The following is a 20080-nucleotide window of genomic DNA, read 5'->3' on the forward strand; positions in this document are numbered from 1 at the left end:
TTTTTATTCTATAGTTTTAAATCCGTACTTCTTAAAAATATCCTTTCCTTCACTAGATACAACAAAATCAACAAATTTCTTGGATAACTCTTTATCCTTTGAACTATTAAGAACACATACTGGTATGGTATTTATCATATTTTTATCTTCTGGAATTTGAATAGCTTTTATATCTTCTGTATCAATTGCATTCTCTTCCCATAAAATAGCGGCATCTCCCTGTTTCATTTTTAAATCCACTACTATTTCATTTGCTGTTGCTGTTGTAGCAGTTACATTTTTCATAACTTTATCGTATAATTTATTCTTATCTAATATTTTCTTTGAAACTTTTCCTACAGCTGTTGATTTATCTCCTAATATTATCTTCACTTCTGCTTTTGATAAATCTTCTAAATTCTTTATTCCTTTAGGATTTTCTTTAGGAACAGCTATAACTGGTCTATGATATGCTACATCTTTTTTATAATCAGATAATTTTTTCTCCTTTGTAACTTTATAATAGTAAAGTGATCCTGGAATGTAGACATCCCCTTCTTTACTAACTTGAATCTGATTTAAATTTTGTGCACAGGCACCATACGTATATTTTATTTCTACTCCATATTTTTTCTCAAATAGCTTCCCTACTTCATCCATAGGTTTTCTTAGGGCAGCACCACAATAAATAAGTAACGATTGTTTTTGAGCCTGTTTACTAGTTTGCTTTTCATTACTACATCCTGCTAAAGAAATAGCTCCAAACATAACAGCTAATAAAACAACTAAATATTTTTTTAATCTAAACACCCAAATGCGCCTTCCTTCTAATTATTAATATGTTACTTTTATACGTTTCTAAATCGTTTACTTACCAAACGGACAGGCTGGATATATACATTTTTTACACATTAAACATAATCCTCCATGAGCTAGAGAGGTTATATCTTTCTTTGTTAATCTCTCACGTGCTAATACTCTTGGGAATACTAAATCAAAAGATGTTGTTTTAAAATACATTCCTGCTCCTGGTATTCCAAATATAGCAGTATTTCCACGATACGCAAGCATTAGCATATTTCCTGGTAATGCAGGTGCTCCATATGATACTACTTCATCGGCAACATTTTCTATAGCAATTGGTGTTACATCATCTGCATCTACTGACATACCTCCAGTTGCTAAAACTACTTCCGCTCCATCTTCTATAAGCTCTTTTATTCCTTCTTCTATCTTTTCTCTATTATCTGGAGCATAAACTATCTTTACAAGCGTACATCCATAGTACTTAATCTTTTCTTTTAAAACAGGAGCAAATTTATCTTCTATTCTGCCTTCATACACTTCTGTACCTGTTATAATAACTCCAACCTTTAAATTCTTGATTTCTTTTATGCTAACAACTTGTCCCATTGTTTTACATATATTTTCTACTTTTTTTATTTTTTCATTTTCTATAACTAAAGGTATTGCTCTTGTTGCCGCAACAGCCTGATTTTCTTCAACTAATGTGTTATTATGAAGTGTTGCTAAAGTTAGAGAACCAATATCATTAATAGCAGTTAAAGCCTCTAAGTTTATTTTCAGTACACCTCTTCTTTTAGCTTTAAATTGTATTTTTCCCTCTGCTGGTCCTTTAAGATAAATGCTATCCCCCACTGCTGACTTAGCAATTCTCTCAGCAGCTTCATTTTCATGAACTTGATTTTCTGATAACTCTATAACATTGATATGATTTTTTCCACTGCTTTTTAATAACTCTACATCCTCTTCTTTAATAATATGTCCCTTTCTAAAAACAGGTCCTTTAAATTCTCCTGGGACAATTCTAGTTAAATCATGTACTAATACTGTTCCTACTGCATCTTCTACTCTAATTTTTTTCATTTTAACATCACCTCATTTAATACAATAATTTATTTAAATTTATAAATATTTTATATTTTTAGACAATTCTAAATATTTGGTGCATATATATGTCGATTAGTGATACATTCAAGCTTGTACTATATTACAATTTAATAGTATTATAACCTATTTTTGATAAATCATCAATATTTTTCATAAAATTATATGGGTTATATGTAAAATTTTGTAAAATACATACCAATAAATATTATTATCGCCCCTATACCCTTTACTATTCCAAAAGATTCTCCAATAAATATGTATCCTACAATTATTGTAAATACAGGTGCCATGTTGTTATATAAAGAAGTTCTAATACTTCCTACTTGTTTAACACCCCAAATCCATAATACATTCCCTATACACATAGAAACTGCTCCTGAAAAAATATTACTCATCCATCCTGATACAGGTACTGCTTTCCAATTAACTCCTGTTATATTTTTAAAATTTGCAATAAGAAAGAAAAAAGTAGCTATTGATAGAAAACAAGCTGTTATTTGAATATTTGAATATTTTTTTAGTAATGGTTTTGAAAATACTGTATAATATCCAAGTGCAAACTGTCCTAGTAAAAGAAACATTCCTCCTTTTATATCTGCATGCGAAATTCTTAATTGATGTCCTGAACCTAAAATAATTAATAAAACACCTACAAAAGACAAAACAATTCCCAAAACCATTTTAGGTGTAATCTCTTCAATCTTAAAAATCTTATTTATCAAAGCTATACTTATAGGTAGCATTCCAACTATTAGTGACGTATTACCTGCTGTAGTATTATCAATTCCTATAATAAAACCCACTTGATATATAAAATATCCAAAGAAACCCAAGCAAAACATTTTCTTTAAATCGCTTTTGTCCATTTTTTTATACGTTTTAGATAAATATAGAATAACCCAACAAAATATGCTTGCAATTAACATTCTCATAGTATTAAACGACAGAGGTGGTATGTATTTCATTCCTACTTTAACTATAACAGGATTCACTCCCCATAACAGAGCAACAAATAATAACACGAAATCAACATATGTAATCTTTATTTTTTTCATAAACTCACCTCTACTGTCCTTCATCTATTCAGTATGATTTTTACTATCATTAAATATTTTAAGAATTATATAAAAACAACTGCTGAAATTCAACAGTTATTTTTATATCAAATACCAATTTATCGAATTTTCCAAATTGTAATTTTTGTTACTACCTATTATTTTATTTTTTAGTATTCTTATATTTATTATTCTTCTGATGCTGCTATTTCTTTTGAAGCTGCTTTACTATTTACTATTCTTGTACCTGTTGAACCCTTTATAGCATCCTTAGCGTTTTCAAGTGAAGCTATTAAAGAAATTTTATCTTCACCAAATTGAACAAACTTTTTAGCTGCTTCTACTTTAGGAAGCATACTTCCTGGTGCAAATTGTCCTTCTTCTATATATTTATCTACTTCTTCTAAATTGATTTCTGCTAATTCTTTTTGATTAGGTTTATTGAAGTTTACACATACTCTATCTACAGCAGTTAATATTAAAAGCATATCTGCATCAATTATTTCTGCTAATTTTTCTGCTGCAAAATCTTTATCTATAACTGCTGGTACACCTTTTATTTCTCCCTCTTGATCTATTACTGGCACACCGCCGCCTCCACAAGATATTGTTACTATTCCTGCATTTAACATTGACTTAATTGTATCTTTTTCAACTATATCTAATGGTTTTGGAGATGCTACAACTCTTCTATATCCACGTCCTGCATCTTCTTTCATAACATATCCATTTTCTTCTGCAAGCTTTTCTGATTCTTCTTTTGAATAGAATGATCCTATTGGCTTAGTTGGGTTTTGGAAACCATTATCATTTTTATTAACTAATACTTGAGTTATAACTGTACCCACAGATTTTTTAATATTTCTTTTTCTTAATTCTGTTTCTATAGAATTTTGCAAATGATATCCTATATATCCTTGTGAATAAGCTCCACAAACATCAAAAGGCATAAGCTGATTTACTTTAGGATTAAATTTATGTCCGCCTTCTATAGAGCTTAATATTTGTCCAACTTGTGGTCCATTGCCATGTACAATTGAAACCGTATGTCCTTCTTGTATTAAATCAACTATAGATTTAGCTGTTTCCTTACATGTAATTAATTGGCTATTTGCAGACGCATCTTTAGGATTTGCTTGAAGTGCATTTCCTCCTAGTGCTAAAACTATTTTCATTCTATTTCCCCCCCATAGTAAGAACCATAACAGCTTTTGCTGTGTGAATTCTGTTTTCTGCTTCATCATAAACTACTGAGTGAGGTCCGTCTATTACTGAATCCTCAACTTCGTTGTTTCTGTCTGCTGGTAATGCGTGCATGTATATTGATTCTGGATTTGTAAGTGCCATCATTTCTTCTGTACACTTCCATCCTTTGTATGATTCTAATAAATCATCTACAACTGCATCGCTTTGGTTGTTAACCCAGCTTCCCCAGTTCTTAGGAATAACTACATCTGCATTTTTGTATGCTTCTTCCATGTTGTGAGTTATTGTGAATGTTCCACCATTTTCTTCTGCATTCTTCTTAGCTTTTTCGATTACCCAATCTGGTAAATCATATCCTTCTGGATATGCTAATGTTACATCCATTCCGAATCTTGGGAATAATAATGCTTGTGTTAATGGTACTGATATTGGTTTTTTATGAGTTGTTGCATATGCCCAGATTATTGATACTTTCTTGCGTTTTGTATCTCCGAATTTTTCTTTTATTGTCATTAAGTCAGCTAAACCTTGCATTGGATGATATAAATCACATTGTAGGTTCATTACTGGTACTGATGAATGTTCTGCCATTTCTCTTAAATATTTATTTCCTACTTCCCAGAAACAATTTCTGCATGCTATGCCATGACCAAATCTTGAAAGAATTACTGCTGTATCTTTAGCTACTTCTCCATGTGATACTTGCATTGTACTTGTATCTAGATAATTTCCGTGTCCTCCTAATTGTGCTATACCTGCTTCCATTGAATTTCTTGTCCTTGTTGATTGTTCAAAGAACATTAAGAACATTGTTTTATATGGTAAATATGGAGTTTCAATTCCCATAGCCATTTTCTTTTTAAGATCTGAAGAAACCTCTAACATTGTTTCTACTTCTTCTTTACTAAAATCCTCTAAAGTTATAAAGTGTCTTCCTCTAAATACTGTTTGCATTATTTTTCCCCCTTAAATTTGTTTTGTAATTTTCGCCAATAGTTTTCTTACCCATTTTAAACCAATAATTTTTTATTTATAACTCTTCTTATAACATTAGCACTATTCATGCCAACTTTATTAATACTGTAAATTCTTCTAATCTTTAGTAATTAAGGCGTTTTATTTTTCTTATGAAATAAAAAAAAAATTATCAAAACGATAATTTTTTCATACATATATATTTTTTACTGCTACACATATATATGCTAAATATAAATTTATCAAAATAATAAATTTTATCATTTTGGTAAATTTCATTTTGTATACTTTTTACATACTTTAATATGGAAAAAGATGTAAATTAAAGTGTGTGAAAAACTTAATTTACATCTTTTAAACCATATTAAGTTATTTACTATATTTTTAAATAGTAATATGTAATTTATCATATTCTAACTATTCAAACATATATTTGTGAGATAACTTTTATTGTTATAAATAATTCAAATTATAATTTTATTTGCGCATAACTAAAATTAAGCATCAATATTTTGCTTTTCATCTATATTTTTATTTCTTGCAAGATTTTTAGGTAAAATTATATTTAATAATATTGCAGAAATAGTTCCAGTAGTTACACCCGAACCAAATATTGTTTGAATTGCAGTCGGAAAATTAGTTAATATATCTGGTCTAAATATTACACCTAAACCTAATGTCAATGAAACAGATACAACCAACATATTTCTTTTATTAAAATCAATTTCTCCTAACATTTTAATTCCAGCACCAGCTATCATTCCAAACATTATTATTCCTGCGCCACCTAAAACTGGATTAGGCATTGCTGCTACAACTGCTCCAAATTTAGGTATTAATCCAGCTACTATTAGTAAAGCACCTGCTAATATTGCTACAAATCTGCTAGCTACTCCAGTAACAGTTATAAGTCCTGTACATTGGCTAAAAGTTGTATTAGCACCTGCATTAAATATACCTGCTAACATACTCCCAACACCATCACAAAGAACTCCTCTTCCCAGTTCCTCTCCAGAAACTTCGTGTTCACAGGCTGCACCAATTGCTAAAGTATCTCCTACAGTTTCAACTGTAGTAGCTAAATAAACAGGGATAAAAGCTAGAATTGCAGGTACACTAAAATTAATTCCATATTTAAATGGACGTGGAAATGAAAATATTGAAGCTGAACCTACAGAACTTAAATCCAACATTCCAGTAAAAGCTGCTAAAATATATCCACAAACAATTCCTATAACTATAGAAGCTGAACTTACAAATTCATTTCCAAATTGATTTAATGCAATGATGATTATCATTACAATAAGTCCAACCACTATATTCTTTATTGAACCATAATTAGGTGTTCCAAAGCCTCCTGCCAACCAATCTATTGCTACAGGTATAATTGTCAATCCTATTAAAGTAACTACTGTACCAGTTACTACAGGGGGTAAAAATCTTTTTAATGGTTTAATGAATTGACTTAAAATAACTTCAACTAAAGCACCTACTATAGTTGCACAAAATATTGCACCTATGCCGTAATTTTTTCCAACTGTTATAGAAACCCCAACAAAGGCAAAAGATGTTCCCATTATAACAGGCAACCTCGAACCAATTTTTCCTACACCTCGGGATTGAACAATAGTTACTATACCTGCAACAAATAAAGCACAACTCACCCAAAAAGTAACTTCTTGAAATGGAAGTCCCAAAGCTCCTGCAATAACCAAAGGAACAGCCACAATTCCACCAAATCCTGTTAAAATAGTTTGAAATGCTAATAATATTGAAATTTTTAAAGGTGGTTTCTCGTCAAGCTGATATATTAAATCGCTTTTTTCGTTTTCTATTGACACATTTAACTCCCCCTTTTTACCCTAAACAAAAAAACATCTCACAAATATAGATTGAATAGTAAAAAATATGCTAAATACCAAAATGTTAATTAACCCTCCACCTTTCCCGTCCTTCCTCCCAATAATTTAAAGATTAAAAATTTTCGAAAAATTTGTGTATTGATTTAATTTTATTACAAACAATATTGGGTAAATAATACTGTTTTTTACTATATGGCTTTCTATTTTAATTTCACTTTTAGAAAACGTTTCCATTTTTCTTATAAAAAATAATTCACTCTTATAGAATGAATTATTTACTTCATAAATATTTTATTATTCAATAATTTCTATTTCATCACCTGGTTTAATATATCCTTCTTTAAGTACTATTGTAAATATACCTTCTTTTGGCATTATACAATATCCAACCTTTTTTTTAATTTCACAACCTTCATGGCATTTTTTCCCTATTTGACTTACCTCCATTTCAGTTTCTCCAATTTTTAATTTTGTTCCCACTGGAAGTTTGTAAAGTACTATACCTTCTGTAGTTATATTCTCAGCAAAATCTCCTACAGATAACTCTACTCCCATTTTTTTCATTTTATCTATACTTTCTTGTGCAAGAAGACTTACTTGTCTATGCCAATCTCCTGCATGGGCATCTCCTTCAAGTCCGTGCTTTTTCTTAAAAAAACCTTTTTCAATAGGGCGTTTTACTACACCTTTTGTTTCACTTATGTTAACTGCCACAACCTTTGCCATAACTTTTCCTCCACATTTTAAGAGATTTTATATTTAACTATTTTTATTTGTTATCTAAAAAGAGGAGTTATTTCTCCCCTTAATTTTAGATATTATTTTCCACCCATAGTAAGAACCATAACAGCTTTTGCTGTGTGAATTCTATTTTCTGCTTCATCATAAACTACTGAGTGAGGTCCATCTATTACTGAATCCTCAACTTCATTGTTTCTGTCTGCTGGTAATGCGTGCATGTATATTGATCCTGGATTTGTAAGTGCCATCATTTCTTCTGTACATTTCCATCCTTTATATGATTCTAATAAATCATCTACAACTGCATCGCTTTGATTGTTAACCCAGCTTCCCCAGTTCTTAGGAATAACTACATCTGCATTTTTGTATGCTTCTTCCATGTTGTGAGTTATTGTGAATGTTCCACCATTTTCTTCTGCATTCTTCTTAGCTTTTTCGATTACCCAATCTGGTAAATCATATCCTTCTGGATATGCTAATGTTACATCCATTCCGAATCTTGGGAATAATAATGCTTGTGTTAATGGTACTGATATTGGTTTTTTATGAGTTGTTGCATATGCCCAGATTATTGATACTTTCTTGCGTTTTGTATCTCCGAATTTTTCTTTTATTGTCATTAAGTCAGCTAAACCTTGCATTGGATGATATAAATCACATTGTAGGTTCATTACTGGTACTGATGAATGTTCTGCCATTTCTCTTAAATATTTATTTCCTACTTCCCAGAAACAATTTCTGCATGCTATGCCATGACCAAATCTTGAAAGAATTACTGCTGTATCTTTAGCTACTTCTCCATGTGATACTTGCATTGTACTTGTATCTAGATAATTTCCGTGTCCTCCTAATTGTGCTATACCTGCTTCCATTGAATTTCTTGTTCTTGTTGATTGTTCAAAGAACATTAAGAACATTGTTTTATATGGTAAATATGGAGTTTCAATTCCCATAGCCATTTTCTTTTTAAGATCTGAAGAAACCTCTAACATTGTTTCTACTTCTTCTTTACTAAAATCCTCTAAAGTTATAAAATGTCTTCCTCTAAATACTGTTTGCATTATTTTTCCTCCTTTAAGTTTGTTTTTGATTTTTGTTATTATTGTAAAAAATTAAGTTTCTAAATTTTAATTCCTAGTAAATATAACCCTATAACATATAGCTTTTATATGTATTTACTACTCATTGATAATTAAGCACTATTCATGCCAATTTTAAATTCAAGATAAATCCCTGATTTTTCAATACATAAGGCATTTTATTTCTTCCAGCTTAAATAAATTTTTTTATCAAAATGATAATTATTTTTTTCCTATACATTTTTTATTGCTACACATATATATGCTGAAAGTAAGTTTATCAAAATAATAATTTTTATCATTTTGGTAAACCTTTCTAAATTAATTGAATTTTTCATATTTTTAACATATAATAGAAATTAATTTTATTCAAAATAAGTTTTAAAATAAGGGGGAGACATAAAATGTCTATGTTATTAAAAAACATTTCTCAAGTAGTTACCTTTAACGACAAAGATGAAATCCTTAACGGAGTAGACATCCTTGTAAACAATAATGAAATTGTATCTATAGGAAAAAATATTTCCGTAGATGAAAATGTTGAAATCATTGATTGTTCAAATCTTATGGCATTACCTGGCTTTGTTAATACCCACCATCATCTTTATCAAACTCTTTTTAGAGGAATTCAAGAAGTTCAAGAAAAGCCTCTATTCCCTTGGTTAGTAGGATTATATGAATTTTGGAAACACCTAACTCCTGAAGCAGTACATTATGGAGCTTTAGTAGGATTTAGTGAATTGCTAAGAACTGGATGTACAACTACTATGGATCATCATTATGTATTTCCAGAAAATAAACCTGGTACTCTTATAGATGACCAATTAAGAGCAGCATCTCAAATAGGAATACGTTTTCATGCCACTCGTGGTTCAATGTCTCTTGGTAGAAGCGATGGTGGACTACCACCTGACTGTGTAGTCCAAAAAAAAGAAGCAATATTAGAAGATTCGGAGAGACTAATAAATAAGTATCATGATAATAGTAAATTTGCTATGCAAAGAATAGCTTTAGCACCTTGCTCTCCATTTTCAGTAAGTAAGGAACTTATGATACAAGCAAGAGATTTAGCTAGAAAAAAAGGAGTTATGTTACATACTCACTTAGCTGAAACTAAGGATGAAGAAAATTTCTGTATTGAAAGATATGGGAGAAGACCAGTAGAATTAATGGAAGAATTAGGATGGATTGGACCTGATGTATGGTTTGCTCATGTAATCCACTTAAATGAAAAAGAAATGGAAACACTAAAAGGTTCTGGAGTAGCTCATTGTCCGTCTTCTAATATGAAATTAAATAGTGGTATATGTCCTACTACAGAACTTCTTAAAGCTGGAGTGAAAGTTAGTATTGCAGTAGATGGAAGCGCTTCCAATGACGGTTCTAATATGTGGGAAGAAGTTCGTAGAGCATATTTATTAAATCATTTAAAATATGGTACTGATGGTTTAAATGCTTATGAAATGCTAAAAGTAGCTACAAGGGGTGGAGCAGAAGTTCTTGGCAGAGATGACATAGGAATATTAGAAAGGGGCAAAGCAGCTGATATTGTTCTATTTGACCTTACTGATGTAGCTTATGCTGGATGCCATGATCCACTAGTAGGATTAGTTACTTGTGGAAACACTAGTTTAGTAAAAATGACCATAGTAAACGGAAAAGTTGTGGTTAAAGATGGTATATTACTTACAATGAATACTGAAAAAATTAGAACAGAAGCTCATAAAATCGCTAGTGATATTGTTAAATATGAAAGAGAACACCGTTAATTTATACAGTATGTAAATAATTATGTATGAAAGACTAGGTATATTTGAACAACCATATGCCTAGTCTTAATATTATTACTTCATTATTTCATTATTCTCGTGTACTTGTCCTTCTGCTACTAATTGAGTAGTATTTCTCTTATTTGGAAACATATTGCTAAATACCATAAATACTAAAAAACTAAATACTAATGCTGGAAAAATAGGATCTAATCCAAAGAAGGATACAACATTATATTGAACTAAAAGTACTACTATACTTCCTACAATAACAGACGCCATAGCTCCAGCACAACTTGCTTTTTTCCAATAATGACCTACTATATATGGAATAAATCCCCCACCAGCTCTTAGTGCAAAAGAAAACATTAATACAGTAATAATACTCTTTGTATTTGTTAGTGCAACTATCATTCCAAATATACCTACAATTATCATAGTAATTTGTGTAACTTTAAGAGTTTGTTTATCTTTAGCATTTTTATTAATATAAACCTTGTATATATCATTGGCAAATATTGAACCAGCTCCAAGTAAATCAGAATCTGCACTTGACATAGTTGCTGAAATTAACCCTGCAAATAATAAGCCTACCAATACAGGTGGCATGGTTTGAATAGCTAAAGTTGGAAGTGCATATCTTGCTCCATTAGCCATTATTGCAGCTCCATCAATAGTTCCATTCTTAACCATAGAAAATGCTGCTAACCCTAATATAGCTGGAATAAATGCAAATATAATATAAACTCCACCTGCTATAAGAGAACCTTGAACTGCAGCTTTTCCATCTCTTGCTGCATAATATCTCTGTACAGCTTCCTGCCCTACTGCAAATGATGTTGTGTACATAACAATCAAAGAAATTATAGTCTTTATCCCTATTCCACCTGTTAGTGTAAGTTTTTCAGGAGGTATTACACTTGTAACACTAGACCAACCACCAGCAGTTTTAAGTGCAAAAGGAACTGCTAATAACATTCCTACTACTATTAAAAACATCTGAATAAAATCAGTTAAAGTAACACTCCATAATCCACCTAAAACTGAATATATAGTTACTATAGTTGATACAATTATTACAGAAATTTTGTATGATAATCCTGTCATAACAGATAACACAACAGCTGAAGCTGTAAATTGTATTGCTGTTAATCCTATAAGTGGTAATATCATTATTATTGCTGTTACTACTCCTGGTGCTTTTCCATATCTTCTTCTAAAAAATTCTGGAACTGTCTTCACCATAGCATTACGTAATTTAGGTGCAAGAAATGCTAAAATAATAAATGTAACAACCATTGTTAGTACATACCATGCAGCACTCATACCCCAATCTCCATATGCTTTTTCAACAACTCCCAGCGAACTTCCTCCTCCTATTTCTGTGGCAGCCAATGTTCCAGCCATCATTATAGGTCCTAAACGACGACCAGCTACCATAAAGTCTTCATTATTGTCTATTTTTTTAGAAGAATACCATCCAATAAATAGCATAATTCCAAGATAAATAATAACTATGCCCATAACTATATAATTTCCTATCACTATCCCTTCCCCCTTAACCACATATATTTTCAAAGTAATTTTCTTTTACTAAGAAATCACACGTATCTATTAATATTCACAAGTTAAAGCATAAATACCTATAGATAATTCATTTTAAGCTTTAATACATGTAAAATCTTATTTTAATTACTTTCTAAATTTGAACTTATACAAAATAATTTATAATAAAAAATAAAAACAGATTACAGCCTAATGCCATAATCTGTTTTTTATTTTTAAAATATTCTTATTTTCCACCCATAGTAAGAGCCATAACAGCTTTTGCTGTGTGAATTCTATTTTCTGCTTCATCATAAACTACTGAGTGAGGTCCATCTATTACTGAATCCTCAACTTCGTTGTTTCTGTCTGCTGGTAATGCGTGCATGTAAATTGATCCTGGATTTGTAAGTGCCATCATTTCTTCTGTACATTTCCATCCTTTATATGATTCTAATAAATCATCTACAACATCATCGCTTTGGTTGTTAACCCAACTTCCCCAGTTCTTAGGAATAACTACATCTGCATTTTTGTATGCTTCTTCCATGTTGTGAGTTATTGTAAATGTTCCACCATTTTCTTCTGCATTCTTCTTAGCTTTTTCGATTACCCAATCTGGTAGATCATATCCTTCTGGATATGCTAATGTTACATCCATTCCGAATCTTGGGAATAATAATGCTTGTGTTAATGGCACTGATATTGGTTTTTTATGAGTTGTTGCATATGCCCAGATTATTGATACTTTCTTACGTCTTGTATCTCCAAATTTTTCTTTTATTGTCATTAAGTCAGCTAAACCTTGCATTGGATGATATAAATCACATTGTAGGTTCATTACTGGTACTGAAGAATGTTCTGCCATTTCTCTTAAATATTTATTTCCTACTTCCCAGAAACAGTTTCTGCATGCTATACCATGACCAAATCTTGAAAGAATTACTGCTGTATCTTTAGCTACTTCTCCGTGTGATACTTGCATTGTACTTGTATCTAGATAGTTTCCGTGTCCTCCTAATTGTGCTATACCTGCTTCCATTGAATTTCTTGTTCTTGTTGATTGTTCAAAGAACATTAAAAACATTGTTTTATATGGTAAATATGGAGTTTCAATTCCCATAGCCATTTTCTTTTTAAGGTCTGAAGAAACCTCTAACATTGTTTCTACTTCTTCTTTACTAAAATCCTCTAAAGTTATAAAGTGTCTTCCTCTAAATACTGTTTGCATTATTTTTCCCCCTCAAGTTTATTTAATAATTTTATTATTTTTCTTCTTTATTTGCATGTTCATTTACATATAAGCTTGGAATAATAGCATACATTGCTGCACATTTTACAAGTTCACTCTTCCATGTTTTTTCATTTGGAGCATGTGCTTGGTCTTCATGTCCTGGTCCAAAACCTATAACTGGAATTCCATATCTACCCATTATTGAAACTCCATTAGTTGAGAATGTCCATTTATCAACTAGTGGTTCATGATCAAATAATTGTTTATAACCATCTACTAATGTATCACATACTTTATGTTCTTCTGGTAAAACCCATGTTGGGAAATAGCATTCTGTAGGATATACTAATCCTGTATAAGCTGGTCTTTCATAAGTGTACATTTCAACATCGGCTTCAGCTGCTTTTACAGATGGAAGATTTCTTATTTGTTGAAGAGCATATTCCCAAGTTTCTCCATCTGTTAATCTTCTGTCTATAGAAATTGTACATCCATCAGCAACAGCACATCTTGATGGAGATGAGAAGAATATTTCTGATACTGTTAAAGTACCTTTTCCTAAGAAATCATTATCCATTAAGTTTTCATTTAAAGCTTTTAATTCATTTAAAATTGGAGCCATTTTGAATATTGCATTATCTCCTCTTTCTGGAGCAGAACCGTGGCAGCTTACACCATGAGTTGTTACTTTGATCTCCATTCTTCCTCTTTGTCCTCTATAGATATTGCAAGAAGTTGGTTCAGTTGAAACAACAAATTCTGGTTTTAATTTATCTTCATTAATAATGTATTGCCAGCATAATCCATCACAATCTTCTTCTTGAACTGATCCTACTACTACTAATGTATAATCATCTTCAATTCCAAGGTCTTTGATTATTTTTCCAGCATAAACCATTGAAGCCATTCCGCCTTCTTGGTCACTAGCTCCTCTTCCTAATATGATTTCTTCGTCTTCATAACCTTCATATGGATTGTAGTTCCATAGGTTTGCATCACCAATACCAACTGTATCTATGTGTGCATCCATAGCAATAATGTGTTTTCCATGTCCAATGTATCCTAAAATATTTCCCATAGGGTCTATTTCTACTTTATCAAATCCTACTTTTTCCATTTCTTGTTTTATTCTTAATACTACCTTTTCTTCATCACAACTTTCACTTGGAATAGCTATCATATCTCTTAAGAATTTGCTCATTTCTGGTTTATATTGTTCTGCTAATTTTAATATTTCTTGTACTTTATAATCTTTTGACATTTATAACTCCCCCTAATATTATTAATATTTTTTAATTTGTTTTTATATAAAATTATTTTTATACATATTTTTTTGTCGTTTTATAAATTTTCCATATCCTTTTTCTCCTATGAACACATTATCTTTAACTATTACCTTTCCTCTGCTCATAGTAAGTACAGGATATCCTTTTAACTTAATTCCTTCATAAGCTGTATAATCTACATTTGCATGAAGTATATCTTTAGTTAAAGTTACTTCTTTATTTGGATCTATCAAGACTATGTCAGCATCTGCACCTACTTGTATAGCTCCTTTTTTTGGATATACCCCAAAGATTTTTGCAGGAGTTGTACAGCACACATCTACAAAGCGATTGATACTTATTCTGCCTTTCATTACTCCCTCGGAGAACATAAGAGGTATTCTTTCTTCAATACCTGGAACTCCATTTGGACACTTTGTAAAATCATCTTTTCCCATTTGCTTATCTTTATTAAAAGCAAATGGACAATGATCTGTTGCTATAACTTGAATATTTCCATCTTTAATGCCTTTCCATAAAAAATCTTGATTATATTTTTTTCTAAGTGGCGGGCTCATTATATATTTCAGTCCTTGGTTATTTGGTTCATTATACTTTTCTTCATCTAATAGCAAATATTGTGGACAAGTTTCTGCATATACTTCCTGTCCTCTATCTTGTGCTATTTTTATATACTTAAGTCCAAGCTCATTTGATAAATGAACAATGTATAATGGAGCATTATCCGCTAATGCAGCTAAATTTATCATTCTACTTATAGCTTCTACTTCACATTCAGCAGGTCTGCTTAAAGCATGATATATAGGAGATGTTTTCCCCTGCTTTACAAATAAATTTCTAAAATAATTTACCGCATCATGATTTTCTGGATGAACTGTTGTCATTCCTCCAAGTTTTTTCAATTGTAAAAGAACTTTTAAAGCTCCTTCATCACTTACTTTATAATCATAAGTTAAATAAATTTTAAAACTTGGAATTCCTTCCTCATTTACAATTTCATTCATCTCATCCAAAACGTTATCATTTACATGCTGAATAACTCCATGAAAGCTATAATCTATTACTGCCTTACCTTCTGCATATCCATGATATACACCAACTTGATGATGCAAATTACAGCCTTTAGGTCCAAATCCCATATGATCAACTACACATGTTGTACCTCCACAAGCTGCTGCTACTGTTCCTGTATAGAAATCATCATTTGCTACTGCAATTCCTACATCCAAATTGAGATGAGTATGTACATCTACTCCACCTGGAATTACATATTTACCTTTTGCATCAATTACAATTTCACAATCTTTTTTTAATTGAACACCAATTTCTTTAATGATCCCATCTTCGATATATATATCTCCAAGATAGGTATCACTAGCAGTTACTATAGTTCCATTTTTTATAATTGTAGTCATATATCATCACCCTAACTTGCTTTTCTTTCATTGTAAACCTCTTCATTTGTTGACTTTTTAAATATGCTATAACCTACCATACCTACTATGAATCCAAATAAGTATGAGCTATCGAATACTATTCTTAAAGTTGGTACAAACTTCCCTGCTATAATTACCATAGTAGTTATAAGTAAAATAGCTACAGCTGACTTATTCCATCCATCGGAGTAATAATATCTTCCTCCATCATTTCTATATACATCAACTAAATTTATATTTGTTTTATGCTCAATCCAGTATGAAGCAAAATATATTCCCTGCATAGGTCCAAAGAAAGTAGCAAGAGTTCCATTTACTTCAAATATATAACTATTAGGATCAGCAAGCATTTTCCAAGGTTGAAGTATAACTGCAAAAGCTGCAATACCTATTAAAGCTTTTGTATAACTAACTTTTTTAGGCCATAAGTTAGATACGATTATACCTGAAGGTGCTAAATTAGCTGTTACATTTATTGTAGTAGTAGCGAACAATATAACTAGTGAACAAAGAATAACAACTATAGGATTATCAAATCTTGCAACTATATCTGCCGGGCTCCATATTGGCTGTCCAAAGGCAATTGTAGAAGCAACTGTTCCACAAACACTGATTAAAACTACACTCAATGCTGCAAAAGGTATTTGTAAAAGTTGTCCAAGTGCTTGTTCCTTTTGTGATTTTGTATGACTTGTAAAATCACACATATTAAGCGATACAGTTCCATCAATTGCCATAGCTGCTGTTAGAGCTGGTATAAACAATTTTGCAAAATTAATATTGCTTCCCATAGCCGCTTGGTGAGTAAAGATTGCTCCAAAGCCACCGGCTATTTTATATGCCCAAACAACTGTTGCAACTCCTATACAAACCAATAAAGGCATTGCATAGCTTGATAAAACTTTTATAGCTTTTAATCCTTTTTTTGCTATAAGAATATTCATACCTAAGAATGTGAAGAAACATATAATATATCTTGGACCTACACTATTCCAAGCAGGTATTATTCCTCCTATAAGTGAACTTAAAGCTGTACCACCAATCCAGCATTGAAGTGCAAACCATAAACTTCCTAGTAGTGCTCTTATCATTGTTGGAAGTACATTACCTTTAGGTCCAAAGGTCATCTTAGAAACTAAAGTATAGCTTAAACCATATTTAGTTCCAAAATGTCCTAATACAACTGTTATACCAACTACCAATCCATGTCCTAGTAAAACTACAAGTAGAGCCTGCTTCCAGCTCATACCAGAAGCTATAAACCCACTAACCAACATATATCCTGGTATTGAAAATAATATGGATATCCATATAGAACCTAAATTCCATCCTGACCAATCTCTTTTGTTTGAATCTATAGGCTTTGTTTCCTCTGTGTAAACATTATCATATTGTTTTATTCTGTCTATCCCCTGGTGAGTAATTTCTATTAATTCGTCATTTAATGTCTGAAAGTTACTCATCTAATTCCCCTTTCTCCCTTGACAGTAACACAAAGATGCCATAGGAATCTTAATGTTTATATTTTTTGTCAGAATATACTTTTATTTATAAGGATGATCTCCATACCATACTACTTTTCTGTAGTTTTCTGGATCAGTATCTCCTTCTGTACTTATTAGAAGTATTTTAGAATTTTCATCAAGTTTTAATGCTTCTTTTATGTCTTTATATCGTTCTTCTGTTAACACAGTGTGTAAGAATCCTGCTGGTACAGCTCCTGATTCTCCAGATATTACTTTATCGTCTCCTGTAAGTGGATTACCTAATATTCTCATACCTTGTGCTGCAATATTATCTGGACATGATACAAACATATCACTATAACTTTTTAAAATTTCCCATCCAATAGGATTTGGTTCTCCACAAGCAAGTCCTGCCATTATCGTTGGCATATCACCTGTAACGTTTGTGATTTCACCATTTAATGCTGATCTATACATACAATCTGCTTCATTTGGTTCAACAATTGTTGTAATAGGTCTATCTTCTTTATAATAAGAAGCTACAAATCCTTGTACTGCTCCAGCAAGAGAACCTACACCAGCTTGAACAAATACATGAGTTGGTCTTTCAACACCCATTTCTTTCATTTGTTCTGCGGCTTCAAGCATCATTGTTGCATATCCCTGCATAATCCATAAAGGTACATCTTGATATCCTTCCCATGCAGTATCTTGGATTATCTTCCATCCATATTTATTTGCATTTTCCAAAGATAATCTAACGGCATCATCATAATTCATATCAGTTATGTAAGCTTCTGCTCCTGTTGCTTTAATATTATTAAGTCTTATTTCTGATGATCCCTTAGGCATATATACTACAGCTTTTTGACCTAATTGTTGTGCTGCCCACGCAACTCCTCTACCGTGATTTCCATCAGTAGCAGTAGTAAAAGTTATTTGACCAATTTTTTCTCTTGTTTCTTCACTTTTTAGTGTTTCAAAGTTCATTTCGGCTATATCTACTCCTAGTTCTTTTGCTATAAATTTACCTATAGCATAAGATCCTCCTAAAACTTTGAATGCATTTAATCCGAATCTATAGGATTCATCCTTTACAAAAATTTGAGAAACTCCTAATTGTTTTGCTAAGTTATCTAACTTTGCAAGAGGTGTTTTTGAATAAACATCAAAACTCTCATGAAATTTTTTTACTTTTTGAAGTTCTTCAACATGTAGACAATCTACTGAAGCTTTTTCACCTTCTTGCCTAGCTCTTTCATTTTTTACCCATTTAATACTTTGTTTCATATTAAATCCTCCCTTCCTTTATGCATATATATTTAGCATTATTTATGCCAACTTTGTAATCCTTGTAAAATAGGGGTAAAATGCATATCTTATCCTTTTATATAGAAAAAACAGTTATCAATTTGATAAAAATTCTCACACTGATAACTGTTTTTCCAAATCCTTTTTATAACAGACTTTATATACTTAATTGTTCTTTTTATTATCATTTTGATAAACAATATTACAATATTATTAACTAACGATGGTATATTCATGATAAAATAAATGTCTCCAAACTTTAGTTTAGAGACATTTACAGTATTTATTGTAATTATATAGACCATTTTTCTGTCATATGCTTATTGCCGTCTTTGTTGTATCTTACTGCTTGTATTTCTGAAAGTATAGATATTGCTATTTCCTCTGGAGTATCTCCCCCAATATTTAATCCAATAGGCGCATGCAGCATACTTAAATCTATTTCTTTATCTACTTCTTCTTTCAATTTATTGACCATAATACCCGCCTTATTTTTTGAAGCTAACATGCCAATATATTTAGGTTTACAGTCTTTTTCATATACTGCCTTTAAAATTTTATAATCTATTTCATGAGTGTAACCTGTAATAACGATATAGCTTCCTTCTGGAATATCTAATTTACCGATTTTTTCTGCATAATCTCCAACTACTATTTCATGGTTTTTATTAATAGCTTCTGCTATCTCTTCTCTATCATCTATTACTGTAGTTTTATAATCTGAATTAATCAAAACATCTGCTAAACATTTTCCTACATGACCAGCACCTAATATATATATTCTAGGATTAACAGGTATATATTCAAAATATAAAGTAACAAGTCCACCACAAATCATATCAATACTTACAGTATCTTTAGTTGGAGTTTTTCCTGAAAAATCATAGCTTTGCATATAGTGTTTTTTTGTATTCATAAGTTCTTTTGCCTTTTCAATAGCTAAGTATTCCAACTCGCCGCCGCCAACAGTTCCTTTTTTTTCTCCATTAGCATATACTAAAAGCTTTTTACCTACATTTGCTGGTCCATGTCCTTTTCGCTGTACTACTGTTACACTCACTCCTTCTTGTCCATTTTGTTTCATTTTATAAATTTCTTCATATATGTCTATCATACCCCTCATCCTTTCTATGTTAATTTTTGTGATATTTGTAATACCTCAAAAATTAAATAATGATTAAACCACAAAAGCTTTATTCCAGAGCGCAACATTTTTTTGCTTTTT

At 31.1% G+C, this 20080-nt stretch carries 16 protein-coding genes; 1 reads left to right on the plus strand and 15 read right to left on the minus strand.

What is annotated here, in order from left to right; translation table 11 throughout:
• Positions 1-3: 3 nt before the first annotated feature.
• From modA to OXH55_RS00950, 8 genes are all read right to left on the minus strand, one after another.
• A complete protein-coding gene (modA, locus tag OXH55_RS00915; protein WP_268047522.1) occupies positions 4-789 on the minus strand; it encodes a molybdate ABC transporter substrate-binding protein in 786 nt (261 codons plus the stop codon).
• A gap of 57 nt (positions 790-846) precedes the next feature.
• A complete protein-coding gene (locus OXH55_RS00920; protein WP_268047523.1) occupies positions 847-1866 on the minus strand; it encodes a molybdopterin-binding protein in 1020 nt (339 codons plus the stop codon).
• Between the two features lie 191 nt (positions 1867-2057).
• Positions 2058-2945, minus strand: coding sequence for a DMT family transporter (locus OXH55_RS00925; RefSeq protein WP_268047524.1), 888 nt, complete (start codon positions 2943-2945; stop codon positions 2058-2060).
• Positions 2946-3133: 188 nt separating this feature from the next.
• Complete coding sequence (gene arcC / locus OXH55_RS00930) at positions 3134-4120, minus strand: carbamate kinase (RefSeq protein WP_268047525.1); 987 nt, start codon at positions 4118-4120, stop codon at positions 3134-3136.
• A gap of 1 nt (position 4121) precedes the next feature.
• On the minus strand, positions 4122-5105 hold the full coding sequence (locus OXH55_RS00935; RefSeq protein WP_268047526.1) for an ornithine carbamoyltransferase: 984 nt from the start codon (positions 5103-5105) through the stop codon (positions 4122-4124).
• 518 nt (positions 5106-5623) lie between these two features.
• The gene (locus OXH55_RS00940; protein ID WP_268047527.1) at positions 5624-6967 is read right to left on the minus strand and encodes a uracil-xanthine permease family protein; all 1344 of its coding nucleotides are present in this window, start codon (positions 6965-6967) and stop codon (positions 5624-5626) included.
• Between the two features lie 315 nt (positions 6968-7282).
• Entirely contained in the window at positions 7283-7714 is a 432-nt protein-coding gene (locus OXH55_RS00945; RefSeq protein WP_268047528.1) for an MOSC domain-containing protein, read from the minus strand.
• A gap of 92 nt (positions 7715-7806) precedes the next feature.
• Positions 7807-8790 carry an ornithine carbamoyltransferase gene (locus OXH55_RS00950; protein ID WP_268047529.1) on the minus strand — a complete coding sequence of 328 codons (984 nt, stop codon included), beginning with the start codon at positions 8788-8790 and terminating at the stop codon, positions 7807-7809.
• Between the two features lie 422 nt (positions 8791-9212).
• Between OXH55_RS00950 and OXH55_RS00955 the strand changes: the two genes are divergently transcribed.
• Complete coding sequence (locus OXH55_RS00955) at positions 9213-10577, plus strand: 8-oxoguanine deaminase (protein WP_268047530.1); 1365 nt, start codon at positions 9213-9215, stop codon at positions 10575-10577.
• Between the two features lie 75 nt (positions 10578-10652).
• Here the strand turns inward: OXH55_RS00955 and OXH55_RS00960 are convergent, their stop codons facing one another.
• The 7 genes from OXH55_RS00960 to OXH55_RS00990 all read right to left on the minus strand — a co-directional run bounded on the left by OXH55_RS00960 (position 10653) and on the right by OXH55_RS00990 (position 19969).
• A complete protein-coding gene (locus OXH55_RS00960; protein WP_268047531.1) occupies positions 10653-12122 on the minus strand; it encodes a sodium:solute symporter family protein in 1470 nt (489 codons plus the stop codon).
• 247 nt (positions 12123-12369) lie between these two features.
• Positions 12370-13353: an ornithine carbamoyltransferase gene (locus tag OXH55_RS00965; protein WP_268047532.1), complete on the minus strand. Its 984-nt coding sequence runs from the start codon at positions 13351-13353 to the stop codon at positions 12370-12372.
• Positions 13354-13387: 34 nt separating this feature from the next.
• The gene (locus OXH55_RS00970) at positions 13388-14617 is read right to left on the minus strand and encodes a YgeY family selenium metabolism-linked hydrolase (protein ID WP_268047533.1); all 1230 of its coding nucleotides are present in this window, start codon (positions 14615-14617) and stop codon (positions 13388-13390) included.
• A 42-nt stretch (positions 14618-14659) separates the two neighbouring features.
• Positions 14660-16057 carry a dihydropyrimidinase gene (gene hydA / locus OXH55_RS00975; RefSeq protein ID WP_268047534.1) on the minus strand — a complete coding sequence of 466 codons (1398 nt, stop codon included), beginning with the start codon at positions 16055-16057 and terminating at the stop codon, positions 14660-14662.
• An 11-nt stretch (positions 16058-16068) separates the two neighbouring features.
• The gene (locus tag OXH55_RS00980; RefSeq protein WP_268047535.1) at positions 16069-17541 is read right to left on the minus strand and encodes a cytosine permease; all 1473 of its coding nucleotides are present in this window, start codon (positions 17539-17541) and stop codon (positions 16069-16071) included.
• Between the two features lie 81 nt (positions 17542-17622).
• Positions 17623-18834, minus strand: coding sequence for a diaminopropionate ammonia-lyase (gene dpaL, locus OXH55_RS00985; RefSeq protein WP_268047536.1), 1212 nt, complete (start codon positions 18832-18834; stop codon positions 17623-17625).
• A gap of 313 nt (positions 18835-19147) precedes the next feature.
• Positions 19148-19969, minus strand: a complete 822-nt coding sequence (locus tag OXH55_RS00990; protein ID WP_268047537.1) for an XdhC family protein — start codon at positions 19967-19969, stop codon at positions 19148-19150.
• Positions 19970-20080: the final 111 nt, after the last annotated feature.

The organism is Clostridium ganghwense (assembly GCF_026735165.1).
Lineage (GTDB): Bacteria > Bacillota > Clostridia > Clostridiales > Clostridiaceae > Clostridium_H > Clostridium_H ganghwense.